Raw genomic sequence first — 13,169 nt, forward strand, 5'->3', positions numbered from 1 at the left:
CGACGCTTTGGGAGAAGCGTCGGAGAGAAGGGAACGCGCCTGATGGCGGCTACTTACAGTTCTTCTCGGTCCAGTCCTGGATGGGTTTCATCAGTTCTTCAAACTGCCCGTCGCCGTATTTGCTGAAGTCCGAGCCTGCAGCCTCCGTGAAGGCCCGAAGTTTCTCGAAGGCCGGCTTCAGTTCTTCCGGTACTTTGCCCTCCATTTGGGACAATTCCTGCTTGGCCTTCTCGATGTCCTCGGGCTTGCCTCCAGCCATTGCCGCCAACGGCAGGATGGTGACGCTCAGCATCGTGGCGCTCACCGAAAGACAAGCCTCCGACATGGATCCGAACTCGCCATAGACACCACCGGTTCCCGTGTTTGCATCGGGGCTCGCGCTTGCGTCGGGATTCGCGCTTGCGCCCACATCGGCGGCTGGCGCCTCCGACGACGCCGCCGCACTGGGCGTGGACTGCGCAACAGGCGTTGGAAACGAGCAGGCGCTGAGCGCCAGCATGACAATCAATAGGGCAGCCGATAGCAGGCGCCCGGACGTGGACAGGTGTGGGCGTTTGATCGTGGCCATGGTTCCCCCAATAAGATGCATGCGATGACAAGCCGGCGAGGCAAGAATACGCCCGGCAACATTCGGAGACCATAGGCGGGTTATCCACAACCTCGAATTCCTGACTGGGACGCGGTTGTTCGACCCACCTAGACTGGCCGACACACCACCAAAACAGCTGCTGGGGAGCCTGTCATGCCACGCCACTCGTTCACGTCTTCGTCTTTTGTTCGCGTCCGGCCAGTGGTTTTGGCTCTCACTCTTGCGATGCTCTTGAGCGGCTGCCAGGGCGCCGCCACACCCAGCAGCCCACCGTCGGAAACAAGCACGACGACGGCGCCTCCCGCCTCGAGCGTTTCAGTTCCCGAGGCTTCGGCTACTCCGTCAGCGCCTGCCGTTTACAAACCAGCTGATGCACAAGGGAAGGCACAGAACGTGCCCGTGCCTGTCATGCCCGAGCTGGCGAAGGAGAACTCAAAGGCGGGACTGGAGGCGTTTATCGGGTACTGGTATGCGCAGCTGTCCTACGTAGGAGAGACAGGTGACATGTCGGCCTGGCTACCCCTGATTTCCCAAGATTGCCGGCTTTGTCTTCGTCTCAAAGAGTCCGGCGAGGACGGATTTGTGGATGGGCGATGGCTAGCAGGTGGCAAAATTTCCGTGCCGGTCATAGAGATGCAGTGGACTGCCGACAGGCTGAAGACGGCCAAGGTGCAGGTCATTCAAGAGCAAATCGACTATTACAACGCGGACGGAAGTGTCGGGCGGCCGAGATCAGAAGCATCAAATGATGCATTCGCCTTTTTCGCTAGCTTTGCTGACGGCGCTTGGACGGTGGTAGACCTTGGCGTCATCGACTAGGACTTCCGTGGTCATCCGCGCAGCCATCGGGATCGCATTTTGGTTATTAGCGTGTTGCACTCTTGCATTACCGTCCGCGAATGCTGATGACACATGGGCTGCACACAATGCAGGCGATGGTGGAATTGATATTGGTGCCCGGTTCAAAATCGACCCAACAACCGGACAGCTGACTCCCAATCTCGGTGGAATGTCAAGCTCCCCTGCAGGTTCGGAGGATCCGAATCAGTACTTGGCCGATACCCACTGTCGTGCCGATGGACCCGACACTAAGGACCCCGGATGCGACACCCTAGAATGCCCGGCCACCGCGACCAACGGCGAAACAGGCACACCGGTCATCTGGAAGGAAGCACCCAAAGCCATCACCAATCCCGGCTGGACGGACTGGATCCCGGTCAGCGGACCCACCTGCCTCTACGCGGCCGAGCCCGAGAACGTGCTGGCCGACATCGCTGCCAGGATCCTGAACGACTTCCGACAGCTACCCGTGAACCCTGGAAGCCTCGAAGCCCAGCCGTTCCCCCACACCCTGAAAGGCGGACCCACCAACTTCTACGCCACCGTCGGAGAACAAGGCTTCGACGTCACCATCCTCGGCCAAGCCGTCCACCTGAGCGCCACACCCGCCAACTACACCTACACCTTCGGCGACGGAACCGCCCTCGGACCCACCCCGGCCGCCGGCTACTCCATCCCCGAAGCCGAATGGCTCAACAACGAGACCCGCACCAGCCACACCTACACAGACACCGGCAACTACCAAGCCACCCTCACCACCAGCTTCACCGGCACCTACTCCGTCAATAACGGACCACCACTACCCATCAACGGAACCCTCGACATCACCACACCCGCCAAAACCATCCAGGTCTGGAAAACAGAAAAAGCACTCGTCGCCGACACCTGCCAGGAAAACCCCAACTCCTGGGGCTGCCCCGGCACAGCAATCCAGTGAACCTCAGTCCAGCGGTTCCTTCCCGATCAGGCGGAGGTAGCGGGGTGCAGAAGAGGCAGCGATATCGGGCGAGCCGCTGGAAGAGGTTCGCCGAGCTCAGTAAAGGCTCGCCGGGCCATGGCGACGTCGTTCACGCATATACCATCCACGCCAAGACCGACTGCGGCGCTGATCTCTTCGCGTGTTTCCAACGTCCACGGAAACACTTTCAGTCCAGCGGCGTGGGCTATGGCGACCAAACCGACGTCGAGAATTCCAACGGCCGGCGCAACGGTGGACGCTCCGGTGGCCAAAGCCGCGTTCACAAGATCTTGAGCAGTCGACGGGTAGAGTCCGGGAGACCGGGACGGGGTTGCCCTGCTGAGTGCCACCAAAGGGACTCCCGGCAAGATGCCAGAGATTGCCTTGATGATTTGGGGATCAAAGCTGCGGACCCGCAAAGCTTGTTCATCTTGATGAGCCGCCAAGACCTTGGACAGCGCCGTCACAATCCCATAACCGTACTCGTCCCAGGCTGCCCCCTCGGTTTTGACCTCAATATCCAAAATGACGCCACTAGCATTGGCAAAGCGCAGAAGGGCCAAGGTTTCAGAAAGTGATGGCACACGGCTTTCGATGTCGACGTCGGTTGTTGTTGCAGGGTGCTTCTCTACCTTGGCTTCACGAAGCGTCTCAAGCCTGATGTCCCTATCATCGATGACCGCATCGTGGCGCAGCGCAAGCTGGCCATCAGAAGTGAGCCACACATCTACTTCAATGGCGTCGACGCCGAGACGGAGCGCCTCCACGAAGCTCGCCAGGGTGTTGCCATGACGATCGGCCAATACGCCCCGATGTCCTTGAATCTCAATCACTTGTGCTCCCTACTCGGCTTCGTCAACGACGGAAACTTCAGTGACAGTGGAGAGTTGGGAGAGCCTGGCCACGATGTCCGATGCAGCCATGGTTCCTTCAATTTCCAGTTCTATTTCAACGAGATCAGCCACAGCGGTTTCCGAGCCTTGCATCAATCGGTCCATCACGCCCTTGGATTCTCCCGAACCCCGCATTGTGGCAAAGCCCTGAACGCGGAATCCTTGCTCGGTACATGTATGGAGAACATCCCTCAGGGCGCCTACCCCGTCAACGTAGCTGACTCTGAGCAGCCACTGGCTCGGAAAGCCGAAGCGAAGTTTCCCGGTCACCACAGGGTAGACGTAGACGATGACGAAATGGGCTGCAGTAACGAACACCGCGGGCAACACCAAACCAGCTCCCGCGGCAGTGCCGACAGCCGCGGTCACCCAAACGGAGGCGGCTGTGGTGAGGCCCCGCACCTGATTCCGCCTCACAAATACAAGCCCAGCGCCGATGAACCCGATGCCGGACACTACCTGTGCCGCCAGGCGGGAGGGATCCAACCTCACCAAATCCACCGTCAGCACGTCGCTAAACCCGTATTTGCTGACCACCATGAAGAGCGCAGCACCCAAACCCACCATGGCGTGTGTTCGCATACCAGCCGATTTGTTTTTGCTTTGACGTTCAAATCCAATGGCAGTGGACAATACGAGTGCCACGGCCAAGGCCAAGCACATATGCCACCACTGCGTACCAGCACTGAAGATCACTTCATGCTCCTGTTCCTCTTATTCGGTTGGACCCCCTTCTTCTGTAGTCCAGGTGGAAGACCCAGTCCGATAGCGGATGTTCCAGGCAGAAGCTGTTCGAAAGTAAACGCGGCGTGAGCCGGTCTGGCTGCAATGCTTCCAACATGTGGACGTTCCAGTCAATGGGTCTGCACGTTTGTGCAGATCTTCACTGCGGCTTTGTCAGAATGTAAATACATGCTATTTTCAGCGCTGGCACGAGGGCAGAAACGCCGCGCTGGCAACGAAAACGGCGATATCCACAATTCCGAAAAAGAGCCTTGTGGTGACACTCGTATGTGTGTAGGTTGAGAAATGACCTGAGGTTAAGTTGTCAGGTCAAATATGAAACAGATGCTTTTCAGCAAGTGCTAAATCGCCCGGACAGCGATGACGAGGGGGTCAACGTGAGGGTTCTCTATGGGCAGATCAAACACAAATGGCGCACCGGTCGCCGCCTCTACGGCGCCGGGTGGAATGCATGAACGGGTTCACACGGAAAGCCGCGGAGCGCAATCAAACCGGGTGTCCGTCAACAGACCGCCAATAGCCGGCATGAAGAGGCGCCGCTGGAATCGAAGAACGCAAAGGGATGCCTGGGTATTTGCCGCATTTGCGGCACCCAATGTCCTGCTCATCCTTCTCTTCACTTACCGTCCGCTCATCACGAACATCTACTACTCCACTCTGGACTGGACCCTCGGGTCCGCCAGTGCCACCGCCGTGGGTGTAGGCAACTACGTGGAGTTCTTCAGCTCCCCGGATGCTTCAAGCGTCTTGGGCGTAACCGCCGTATTTACCATCACAACTGTCGGTGGCGCCATGATTCTGGGTCTTCTGGTGGCGCTTGCGCTGAATCAGAGACTCAAGGGCAGGACCTTTGCAAGGGCTGTGGTCTTCGCGCCTTACGTACTTTCAGGCGTGGGCGTCGGCTTGGTATGGCTGTTCATCTTCGATCCGACGTACGGCGTCCTTTCCTGGATCCTTCGCGGTGTGGGGCAGGCAAGTCCGCAGTGGGTAAATGATCCTAAGCTTGCGCTGGTCATGGTCACCATCGTCTATGTCTGGAAAAACCTCGGCTACTGCGCTGTGGTGTATCTGGCAGGCCTGCAGTCCATTCCCACACAGCTCATGGAAGCCGCGGCCCTTGACGGTGCCAGCAATGTCCGGCGCTTCTTGTCGATTGTGGTTCCCCTGCTGTCCCCCACCACGTTCTTCCTCCTGATCACCTCATTACTAAGCTCCCTGCAGGCGTTCGACATCATTCGGATCATGACTCCGTCAGGCAACGGAACCAGCACTTTGATCTTTGATTCCTACCTTCAAGCGTTTGGTTCCTACAACCGGGCGGGATACTCGGCAGCTATCTCCGTTGTGTTGTTCGTGGGCCTGCTCATCATGACAGCCGTGCAGTTGCGGTTTGTGGAGCGAAAGGTTCACTACTCATGAGCACCGATACCACTGAAGCTCCTCCCACCCGCGACCGTCCATTCTCCTGGCACAACTTGGGCAGGACCATTGCGGGAGGCTACGTTCCACTCCTTCTGGCAACGCTCGTTGTTTTCCTCCCCCTCCTGTGGATGATGTTGTCGTCATTGAAGGCACCGGGGGAAATAGTCACAACAAATCTGACGTTGCTTCCGACAGACCCGAACCTGCAGAACTATGCGGACGCAGCGTCCACAGTGCCGTTCGCCCGGTTCTTCCTCAACAGCGTCATCGTTACCGTTGTTGGGTCCACGATCAAATGCATCCTGGCCGTCTTTACGGCTTATGCATTGGTCTTTGTCCGGTTTCCGTTCAAGAGGGTCATCTTCCTGCTGATCCTGGTGGCGCTGATGGTCCCACCGCAGGTTTCGGTCCTTCCCAACTATGTGTTGATAGCTGGAATGGGAGGCCTGAACACCTACTGGGGAATCATCCTTCCCGGCCTGGGAACCGCGTTCGGCACCTTCCTCCTGCGCCAGCACTTCCTTACCCTGCCTCAGGCAATCATGGAGTCGGCGGAAATCGACGGCGCGGGACACTGGCGAAAGCTCTGGAAGATTGTTGTTCCCGTGTCGGTGCCAAGCATCGCGACCGTTGCTTTGGTAACCATCGTTTCCGAATGGAACGAGTACATCTGGCCGCTCATCGTCACGGACCATCCGGACATGATGACCCTTCCCGTCGGGCTGACGCAGCTGGTCAATAGTGATGGCAGCACGCAGAACTGGGGCATGCTCATGGCCGGCGCCGTGATCGTCCTCCTGCCGATTCTGGTCATCTTTGCTGCATTGCAGCGTTACATCGTCTCCGGCCTCACTCAAGGCTCAGTCACAGGCTGAAGGCCTCCACATCGAAGTTCTGCTCAATGCACTTCGACCACTAGAAAGGCAGCTTTTCCATGTCGATTTCCCTTACCCGAAAGCACTTCCTCGGTTTGGCCGGAGCCACTATCGGCGCCGCCGCTATGGCAGCGTGCGCCGGCCCCTCCACGGACGGTGCCGGCACGGCGCTCAAGACTCTCTCCCCGGACGAATGGTCCAAGATCAAGCCGGCCTCAAGTATCAGCTTTATGTCCAGCCACCCCGGGAAATCCCGGGACACGGAAATGAAGCTGATTGAAGCCTTCCAGTCAGCAAACCCGGGTATCACTGTCAACCTCATCACGGGCGGCTCAAACTACGAGGAGGTGGCGCAAAAGTTCCAGACGGCCCAGGCCGGCAGTGAAGTACCGGACGTCGTTGTCGCTTCTGACGTGTGGTGGTTCCGGTACGCGGTCTCGGGCGCCATCCTGCCAATTGACGATCTCCTGAAAGCCGTCGGCGTGAGCACTTCCGACTACAACCCCGGCCTGATCGGCGATTACAAACACGCTAACCAGCAATGGGCTGTCCCGTACGCCCGCTCCACGCCGTTGTTCTACTTCAACAAAGACCATTTCAAGGCCGCCGGGGTGCCTGAACGCGCTCCTGCAACCTGGGAGGAGTTCGCGGAGTGGGCGCCTGGAATCAAGGCGGCGAATTCGGCGGGCTCCGGCTACCAGAATGCCTATCAATACCCGGCGATCGCGGGTTATGCCGGGTGGACCCTGCAGAACGTTCTCTGGGGTCAAGGCGGCAGCTGGTCAAAGGAATGGGACATTACGGCTGATTCCGAGGCGTCCACAGCTGCAATGCAGTGGGTGCAGGATTCCATTGTGAAACACGGCTGGGCGGGAGTCTCGTCCAAGAACGCCATCACTGATCTGCAGGCAGGGGCGGTAAGTGCCACCATCAGCTCGTCCGCGGACCTGGCTGCCACCTTAAAGGCGGCGAAGGAAGCAAACATGAGGATCGGCGTCGGATTCTTGCCGGGCGGCTCCGCCGCGAGTACGCAAGTTTGCCCGACCGGTGGCTCAGGCTTGGTGGTGGCCAGCAAGACTTCACCGGAACGTCAGCTGGCAGCCGCCAAATTTGTGACCTTTGTGACCAACGCGCAAAGCACAACGGCTTTGTCTGCAGCTACCGGGTACCTTCCGGTGGCTGCAGCAGCAGATATTTCGGCGATTGTTGCTCAGACACCGGAGTTCCAAACGGTGGTGGACCAGCTCAAGGTAACCAGGACCCAAGACTTCGCGCGAACGTTCCTCCCCGGCGGAGACCAGGAGTTGGCCAAGGCTGCTACCAAAATCATGAACGAAAAAGCGGATGTGAAGTCGACGCTGACCCAGCTCAAAGGAACGTTGGAAGGTATCTACAACAAGGATGTGAAGCCCAAACTAAAGGCTTAGCATCGCGTGATGTACCGCGCGAGCGTCGCCGCCCCTCAGGGTGTGCGACGCTCGCTTGGCGGAAGGAGACCCCCAACCCCTGGGCTGCCCCGGCACGGGAACCGGCTAAGCCACCATCTGCGCCAAGCTAACCTCAACAGCGTCGAGGCATTGCGTTACAGCAGCGCGGGGATTCAAGGCGTAGGAGCCGTCGCCAAAGAGTTCAAAGGTCAAGGCTCCGCTGTAGTCCAACTGACTCAGTTCGCGCAGAATCTCATCCAGATTCAGGAAACCGTCGCCCCAAGCGAGGTGCCCGGTGGGAGCACCGTCAACCAGGTGAACGTGTCGGATGCCCTCGCCGAAAGCCTTGGCATAGTCGCTGATGCTTTCTCCCGCTGCTGCCATGGCAACAGTGTCAATCACCACCCCCAAAGTTGAGGAACCGACGTCGTCGAGCATTGAACGGAGTGAGGCGACGTCAGTGACGAGGTTCGACTCGACACGTTGAAGGGGCTCAAGGACGCACGCGACACCCAGTTCGGCAGCCCGCTGAGTGATGGTTTGGAGGGCCCCAACGGACCGCGCCCAAGCACCCTCAGCTGGTTCGTCCTCGTAGCCTCGTCCCGCCGTCAGGAACAAAAGCGAAGACTCCAGCTCACTGCACACCTCCGCCGCACGTAAGAATAATTGCAGGCTTTGATTTCTGAGCCACTCTTCCCCCGAGGCTATGTTGACGGGATAGGCAACCTGTTCAGGGGTTAGGCAGGCGACGGCGAGCTCCCGCTCCTGCAACTGCCCTTTCACCTTGCGCAGATGTGCTGAGTCAGCTTGGGGAACGTGAAGGTGCGGGGCGATACCCCATAGCTCCACGTTGGTCCTTCCCAGTTCTGCCATGTCATCGAAACAGCGCTCAAGCGTGTGGTGCTGGTAGGCAAAGTTTGAGCCGCTGACCTGATCCAAGCCCAGTTTGCTCATGGCTACTTACCAACTCCATCGGCAAGTCCACGAATAAAATACCGCTGCCCGGCGAAGAAGAGCACAATCACTGGGATTGCCGCGATGGCCATGCCCGCGAACACTACGGGGTAATCCGTGCCGTGCTTGGACATAAGATTCGTCAGCCCAACGGGCAGGGTTTGCAACGCTCCCCCGCTGGTGAAGACCATGGCAAACAGGTACTCGTTCCACGTAAACAGGATGTTCAGGAGCACAGTCGAAACCAGGATCGGCTTGCACATGGGCAGAATGACCTGCCAGAAGGCCCGGGCTTTCGAAGCGCCGTCCACTGATGCTGCCTCATCCACCTCTGCAGGCAGATCCATCATGTAAGCCCGGATAAGGAACGTCGTGAACGGAACACGGAACGCCGTGTACAGAATCAGCAATGCCCAGAGATTGTTGTAAAGACCCAAGCTCTGAAACATCTTGACCAGCGGGATCAGGGCAACCGTGGGAGCAAGCATGAGGCCGCCAAGGATGAGAACGAGCACCACCCTGTTAAAGGGGATGTTCACCCGGGTCAGTCCATAGGCTGCCCATGCACTGATGAATACAGTCGCAAGGGTGGAAGCAACCGTGACCAAAACACTGGTAGTCAGGTAGTCACCCACTCCCCGATTCCATGCGGTGACGTAGTTATCCCATTTCCAGGCAACGGGCAGGGCGAAGGGATTGGAAAATAGCTCGGAGTTGGACTTCACTCCGTTCAGCATCATCCAGACCAACGGATAAATAACGACGACGGCGAGGGCAACCAGGAACGCTTTGATCAGGACCCGTCCGAGTACCAGCAGTACAGCTGAGCGCGTCACCATTGGACCCTCCTTTTCTTGGAGATACGTAGCTGAATGACGGCAAGGACCAGCGTGATGATGAAGACAGCAGTGGCGACGGCGGCCGCGTAGCCAAAGTCGTTGCGGACGAACCCGCTTCTGTAGAGCCAGGTGCCGAGGACCTGGCTGGAGTTGTTCGGTCCTCCGCTGGTCATCACCATGACCTCGTTGAACACTTGGAAGGCTCCGGACACCGTGACAATCATCATGAGGCCGGTCATTTCCCTGACGAGCGGCAAGGAAATCGAAAAGAACCGCTGGAAGGGACCAACGCCGTCGATGGATGCGGCTTCATACAGTTCGGAGGGGATCCGCTGGAGTGCCACCGAGAAGAGAAGCGTGCAATACCCGAAGCCTTGCCACTGACTCATGGCGATGATGGCAAAAATCGCCGTGTTTTCCTGGCCCAGCCATGCTTGCGTGAAGTTTCCGAGGCCCAGGAAGTCCAGGGACGCGTTCAGGATGCCCATCTCGGGTTCGTAGATGAAGTAGAACAAGAGACCAGCGACTGTCAGCGAGATCGCGGAGGGTACGAAGTAGACGGCTCGAAGGATTCCCCTCCAACGTTGGCTTCGTAGTCCCTCGATCATCGCAGCCAGGATCATCGCCCCGAATACCTGGAATGCAATGGAGATGATCGCGTAGAGCGTGTTGTTAAGGAGTGACTTCCAGAAGATGGGGTCATTGAACATGCGGACGTAGTTATCCGCGCCTACAAAGGTCTGTCGGCCACTGTAGATATCCCACTTGAGGAAACTGAATCCAAGGTTCTGCACCAAGGGCAGGTAGGCGAAGACGCCTAACAGCAGGACCGCCGGCAGGACCCACACAACGTTGCGCCAACGACGTGTTCGGGCGGACTTGGCGGCCCGGTCTTTCGGGGACTTAGTGGAGACGGGTGCCGGGGGTGGAACCGCGGGCTTCCAGGCAGTATCGGAAACGGTCATGGCTTCGCCTGCTACTTTGCTGCACTGGAAGCTGCTCGGACGGAGGCAAGAACCTGATCCGGGGTCTGCGTTCCGGCCACCAGGGCTTCCCCGCCGGCGAGCCAGGCATCCGCCACAGCGGGAACAGTTACGGAGTCCAGCCAGGTAATCGCCGCGGATGCTTCATTGACTTGCTTGATGCCCTCGATGACAGGTCCAGAAGAATTCTCAGTGGAAACTGCCCCCTTGACGGCGCTGGGCTGTCCATACGGCGGAGCGGAGAGTTTCGCAGCATTCTGGCTGTTGGTGGCGAACTTCATGAAATCCGCTGCCAGTGCGGCGTTCTTGGAACGCGCATTGATGATGTAGCCCTCGGGGGAACCTTCAATGGCTTTCGGATCGCCCTTGGCGTCTGTTGCCGCCGGAAGCTTGAAGATACCCAATCCATCCTGTTTGAGCTTCGAATCGGCAGATGCCGTGGAGTCAAACTCAAGGATTTCCTGGTAGTACATACCCGACTTCCCCTCGGCCAAGGCCTGCTGCGCCGTGGTGTACAGAACGCCGTTGGAGTCTTTGCCACTGCCGGTGCACTCATTGACCAGGGTGGTGAATTGGTCCATGGCCTTGAGATAACCCTTGTCCTCAAGCTTGGCGGTTTCCGGGCTGAAATCGGCTTGCAGCGTCTCGGCCGGCACCTCATAGGCGAAGAGTTGCTGCAGATAGTGCAGCCCCGGCCAGCCGTCCTTGTTTCCGAACGAGATCGGCTCGTAGCCGGCTCCCTTGAGTACGGAGCACGATGAGATGAGTTCATCGAAGGTGGACGGCGGCGTGAGGCCCAGTTCTTTGAAGATCCGCTGGTTGTAACCCATGAACTTGCCGTTGTTGTAGAGCGGCACCGCAAAGTACTTCCCGTCCTTGGCAAATGCCTTCAGTGCGGATTCGCCGAAGTTGTTCCCCCATTCCGTGCCGGGGGCAATGACCGGGGTCAGATCTGCCGCGAGTCCTCCATCAATGAAGTTGTTGGCCCAGCTGCCAGCCCAGGTGAAGTAGATGTCAGGCATTGCCTGGGACGCAGTCAGCGTCTTGGTCTTGTCCTTGATGCTCTGGTCCGTTTCCTGGATGAGATCGAAGGACACTTCCGGGTGCTGCTTCTTGTACTCCGCAGCCAAGTCCTCAAAGTAGGGTTCCAGCGGGTCTCCGCCAAACTTCGTGAGGATGCTGAGGGTTCCTGTGTACTGTGGCTCAGCGTTGGGATCCAGGACAGCAGCCGGTTGGCTACCGCCGTCGGAACAGCCGGTAAGCGCCAAAGCCGCGCCGGCCATCAATGCCATCAGTGATTGGGTGCTTTTACGCATCATGTCTTCTTTCGGTCGAAGGGCCGATCAGCCGGGGGCCACCCTATGGGAGTGGGAAGTCATGCCCGCCGTTGGGATGTGCTTCACGGAGACGGACTGAAGGGGTAACTCCTGGGATGGGACTTGGGGATGGAATTTGTGATACCGGTACCACAGTGAATCATGATTTGCGGCAGCGGGGAAGAGAGCTAGAGAAATTTACAGGGAGGAATTTCTAGTCGCTGCGGGCAGCCCGCACAGGGCCGTCCGAGGAGCGGGCTACCAGCAGCGAGGGCAGGACGTGTTTCTTCGGGGCAGACGTATCGCCATCGATCCTCGCAATGAGCTGCTGGGAAGCGACGGCCCCCATCTGACGCATGGGCTGCTGGATCATGGTCAGCGGCGGATCCATGACGGCAGCCCAAGGGCTGTCGTCGAACCCGATCAGGGAGACGTCCTTTGGCAGGCGCAGGTTTTTGGCACGGAGCGAATGCAGCGCCCCAACCGTCGCCTCAGTCTCGGTAGTGAAGATGGCAGTTGGGGGGTCGGCAAGAGCCAGCATTCCACTGACAGCCCGCGTCGCCTGGCCCTCGTTCTTGAGAACGTGGGTGATGAGGGCAGTGTCAAAAGGAATCCCGGCCTCTTCGAGCGCGTCGAGGTAACCCCTCAACCGTTCACCATCACTCCAGAGCGCTTCATCAAGGATGCTGTGCATCTGTTTCAAGTCCGTCGCCGGACTCAGGGTCACCGGCCCCCACGCGAATGCTATGCGCCGGTGACCGTTGTGAATGAGCGAGGCGACCGCTGATCGTGCAGCTTCCCTGTTGTCGATCACCACCGAATCTGTCTCCAGCTTGTCCACCAAACGGTCAATAAGGACCACAGGAGTCCCTCGATCAATGGCATTGGACAGATGGGAGACGTCGTCACTTCGTCCCGCAGCTGAGGCCACAACGAGGCCATCCACTTGCTTTGCCAGCAAGACGGCGATGGCATCGCGCTCCAACTCAAGCTTCTCGTCAGTACTCAGAATGATGGCGTCGTAGCCGGCAGTTTTCGCCGTTTCCGAGATGCCTTTGAGCACGCCAGAGAAGAACGGGTTGGCCACGTCCGCCAGCACAATTCCAAGGGTTTTGGTGACCCCTGTGGTCATGCTTCGTGCCAAGGTGTTCGGTTGGTAGCCCAATTTCTCGGCGGCCCGCATCACCTTGGCACGCGTGGCTTCACTGACCGAACCATAGTTCCCCAGGGTTCGGGCAACCGTGGCCCTCCCCACTCCCGCAGCTGCTGCGACTTCGGTAATTGTGGGGGCAGCCGGGTGGTTCTGATGATCCGTCGCCATCCGGCCCC

General features: G+C 58.6%; 13 protein-coding genes. 5 read left to right on the forward strand and 8 right to left on the reverse strand.

All coding sequences use genetic code 11. The features are described 5' to 3' along the window. Window positions 1–49 precede the first annotated feature (49 nt). Window positions 50–568, reverse strand: coding sequence for a hypothetical protein (locus tag M1D89_RS21880; protein ID WP_498646937.1), 519 nt, complete (start codon window positions 566–568; stop codon window positions 50–52). A 246-nt stretch (window positions 569–814) separates the two neighbouring features. On the opposite strand from M1D89_RS21880, the gene M1D89_RS21885 reads away from it, so the two are divergent. Beyond that, a complete protein-coding gene (locus tag M1D89_RS21885; protein ID WP_498651013.1) occupies window positions 815–1,408 on the forward strand; it encodes a DUF6318 family protein in 594 nt (197 codons plus the stop codon). Window positions 1,409–1,598: 190 nt separating this feature from the next. Next, a complete protein-coding gene (locus M1D89_RS21890; RefSeq protein WP_498646938.1) occupies window positions 1,599–2,366 on the forward strand; it encodes a PKD domain-containing protein in 768 nt (255 codons plus the stop codon). A gap of 26 nt (window positions 2,367–2,392) precedes the next feature. Here M1D89_RS21890 and M1D89_RS21895 read toward each other — a convergent pair whose 3' ends face one another. Next, entirely contained in the window at window positions 2,393–3,220 is an 828-nt protein-coding gene (locus M1D89_RS21895; RefSeq protein ID WP_498646939.1) for a glycerophosphodiester phosphodiesterase, read from the reverse strand. Between the two features lie 9 nt (window positions 3,221–3,229). Continuing rightward, window positions 3,230–3,976 carry an MgtC/SapB family protein gene (locus tag M1D89_RS21900; protein WP_498646941.1) on the reverse strand — a complete coding sequence of 249 codons (747 nt, stop codon included), beginning with the start codon at window positions 3,974–3,976 and terminating at the stop codon, window positions 3,230–3,232. A 573-nt stretch (window positions 3,977–4,549) separates the two neighbouring features. On the opposite strand from M1D89_RS21900, the gene M1D89_RS21905 reads away from it, so the two are divergent. Genes M1D89_RS21905 through M1D89_RS21915 form a run of 3 tightly spaced genes read left to right on the forward strand, consistent with a single transcriptional unit; the run spans window position 4,550 to window position 7,748 of the window. Then, window positions 4,550–5,443, forward strand: a complete 894-nt coding sequence (locus M1D89_RS21905; RefSeq protein ID WP_498646943.1) for a carbohydrate ABC transporter permease — start codon at window positions 4,550–4,552, stop codon at window positions 5,441–5,443. Next, a complete protein-coding gene (locus M1D89_RS21910; protein ID WP_498646945.1) occupies window positions 5,440–6,321 on the forward strand; it encodes a carbohydrate ABC transporter permease in 882 nt (293 codons plus the stop codon). Before M1D89_RS21905 ends, M1D89_RS21910 begins: the two co-directional genes overlap by 4 nt. A gap of 59 nt (window positions 6,322–6,380) precedes the next feature. Then, window positions 6,381–7,748 (forward strand): ABC transporter substrate-binding protein, encoded by a 1,368-nt coding sequence (locus M1D89_RS21915; RefSeq protein ID WP_498646946.1) that lies wholly within the window; start codon window positions 6,381–6,383, stop codon window positions 7,746–7,748. A gap of 105 nt (window positions 7,749–7,853) precedes the next feature. On the opposite strand, the gene M1D89_RS21920 is transcribed toward M1D89_RS21915, so the two are convergent. The 5 genes from M1D89_RS21920 to M1D89_RS21940 all read right to left on the reverse strand — a co-directional run bounded on the left by M1D89_RS21920 (window position 7,854) and on the right by M1D89_RS21940 (window position 13,161). Next, window positions 7,854–8,702, reverse strand: a complete 849-nt coding sequence (locus tag M1D89_RS21920) for a sugar phosphate isomerase/epimerase family protein (RefSeq protein WP_498646948.1) — start codon at window positions 8,700–8,702, stop codon at window positions 7,854–7,856. A 2-nt stretch (window positions 8,703–8,704) separates the two neighbouring features. Further along, window positions 8,705–9,541, reverse strand: a complete 837-nt coding sequence (locus tag M1D89_RS21925) for a carbohydrate ABC transporter permease (protein ID WP_498646950.1) — start codon at window positions 9,539–9,541, stop codon at window positions 8,705–8,707. Further along, complete coding sequence (locus M1D89_RS21930) at window positions 9,535–10,506, reverse strand: carbohydrate ABC transporter permease (protein ID WP_498646952.1); 972 nt, start codon at window positions 10,504–10,506, stop codon at window positions 9,535–9,537. The genes M1D89_RS21925 and M1D89_RS21930 overlap by 7 nt, the downstream gene beginning before the upstream one ends. Before the next feature lie 11 nt (window positions 10,507–10,517). After that, window positions 10,518–11,843, reverse strand: coding sequence for an ABC transporter substrate-binding protein (locus tag M1D89_RS21935; RefSeq protein ID WP_498646954.1), 1,326 nt, complete (start codon window positions 11,841–11,843; stop codon window positions 10,518–10,520). Window positions 11,844–12,054: 211 nt separating this feature from the next. Next, on the reverse strand, window positions 12,055–13,161 hold the full coding sequence (locus M1D89_RS21940; protein WP_498646956.1) for a LacI family DNA-binding transcriptional regulator: 1,107 nt from the start codon (window positions 13,159–13,161) through the stop codon (window positions 12,055–12,057). Between the last annotated feature and the right edge of the window lie 8 nt (window positions 13,162–13,169).

It is taken from the genome of Arthrobacter sp. D3-18 (assembly GCF_054408525.1).

Excerpts from the sequence above, each read along its gene's own strand:
- M1D89_RS21880 (WP_498646937.1), bottom strand. The coding sequence starts at position 568 with ATGGCCACGATCAAACGCCCACACCTGTCCACGTCCGGGCGCCTGCTA.
- M1D89_RS21885 (WP_498651013.1), top strand. The coding sequence starts at position 815 with ATGCTCTTGAGCGGCTGCCAGGGCGCCGCCACACCCAGCAGCCCACCG.
- M1D89_RS21890 (WP_498646938.1), top strand. The coding sequence starts at position 1,599 with ATGTCAAGCTCCCCTGCAGGTTCGGAGGATCCGAATCAGTACTTGGCC.
- M1D89_RS21905 (WP_498646943.1), top strand. The coding sequence starts at position 4,550 with ATGAAGAGGCGCCGCTGGAATCGAAGAACGCAAAGGGATGCCTGGGTA.
- M1D89_RS21910 (WP_498646945.1), top strand. The coding sequence starts at position 5,440 with ATGAGCACCGATACCACTGAAGCTCCTCCCACCCGCGACCGTCCATTC.
- M1D89_RS21915 (WP_498646946.1), top strand. The coding sequence starts at position 6,381 with ATGTCGATTTCCCTTACCCGAAAGCACTTCCTCGGTTTGGCCGGAGCC.
- M1D89_RS21920 (WP_498646948.1), bottom strand. The coding sequence starts at position 8,702 with ATGAGCAAACTGGGCTTGGATCAGGTCAGCGGCTCAAACTTTGCCTAC.
- M1D89_RS21925 (WP_498646950.1), bottom strand. The coding sequence starts at position 9,541 with ATGGTGACGCGCTCAGCTGTACTGCTGGTACTCGGACGGGTCCTGATC.
- M1D89_RS21930 (WP_498646952.1), bottom strand. The coding sequence starts at position 10,506 with ATGACCGTTTCCGATACTGCCTGGAAGCCCGCGGTTCCACCCCCGGCA.
- M1D89_RS21935 (WP_498646954.1), bottom strand. The coding sequence starts at position 11,843 with ATGATGCGTAAAAGCACCCAATCACTGATGGCATTGATGGCCGGCGCG.
- M1D89_RS21940 (WP_498646956.1), bottom strand. The coding sequence starts at position 13,161 with ATGGCGACGGATCATCAGAACCACCCGGCTGCCCCCACAATTACCGAA.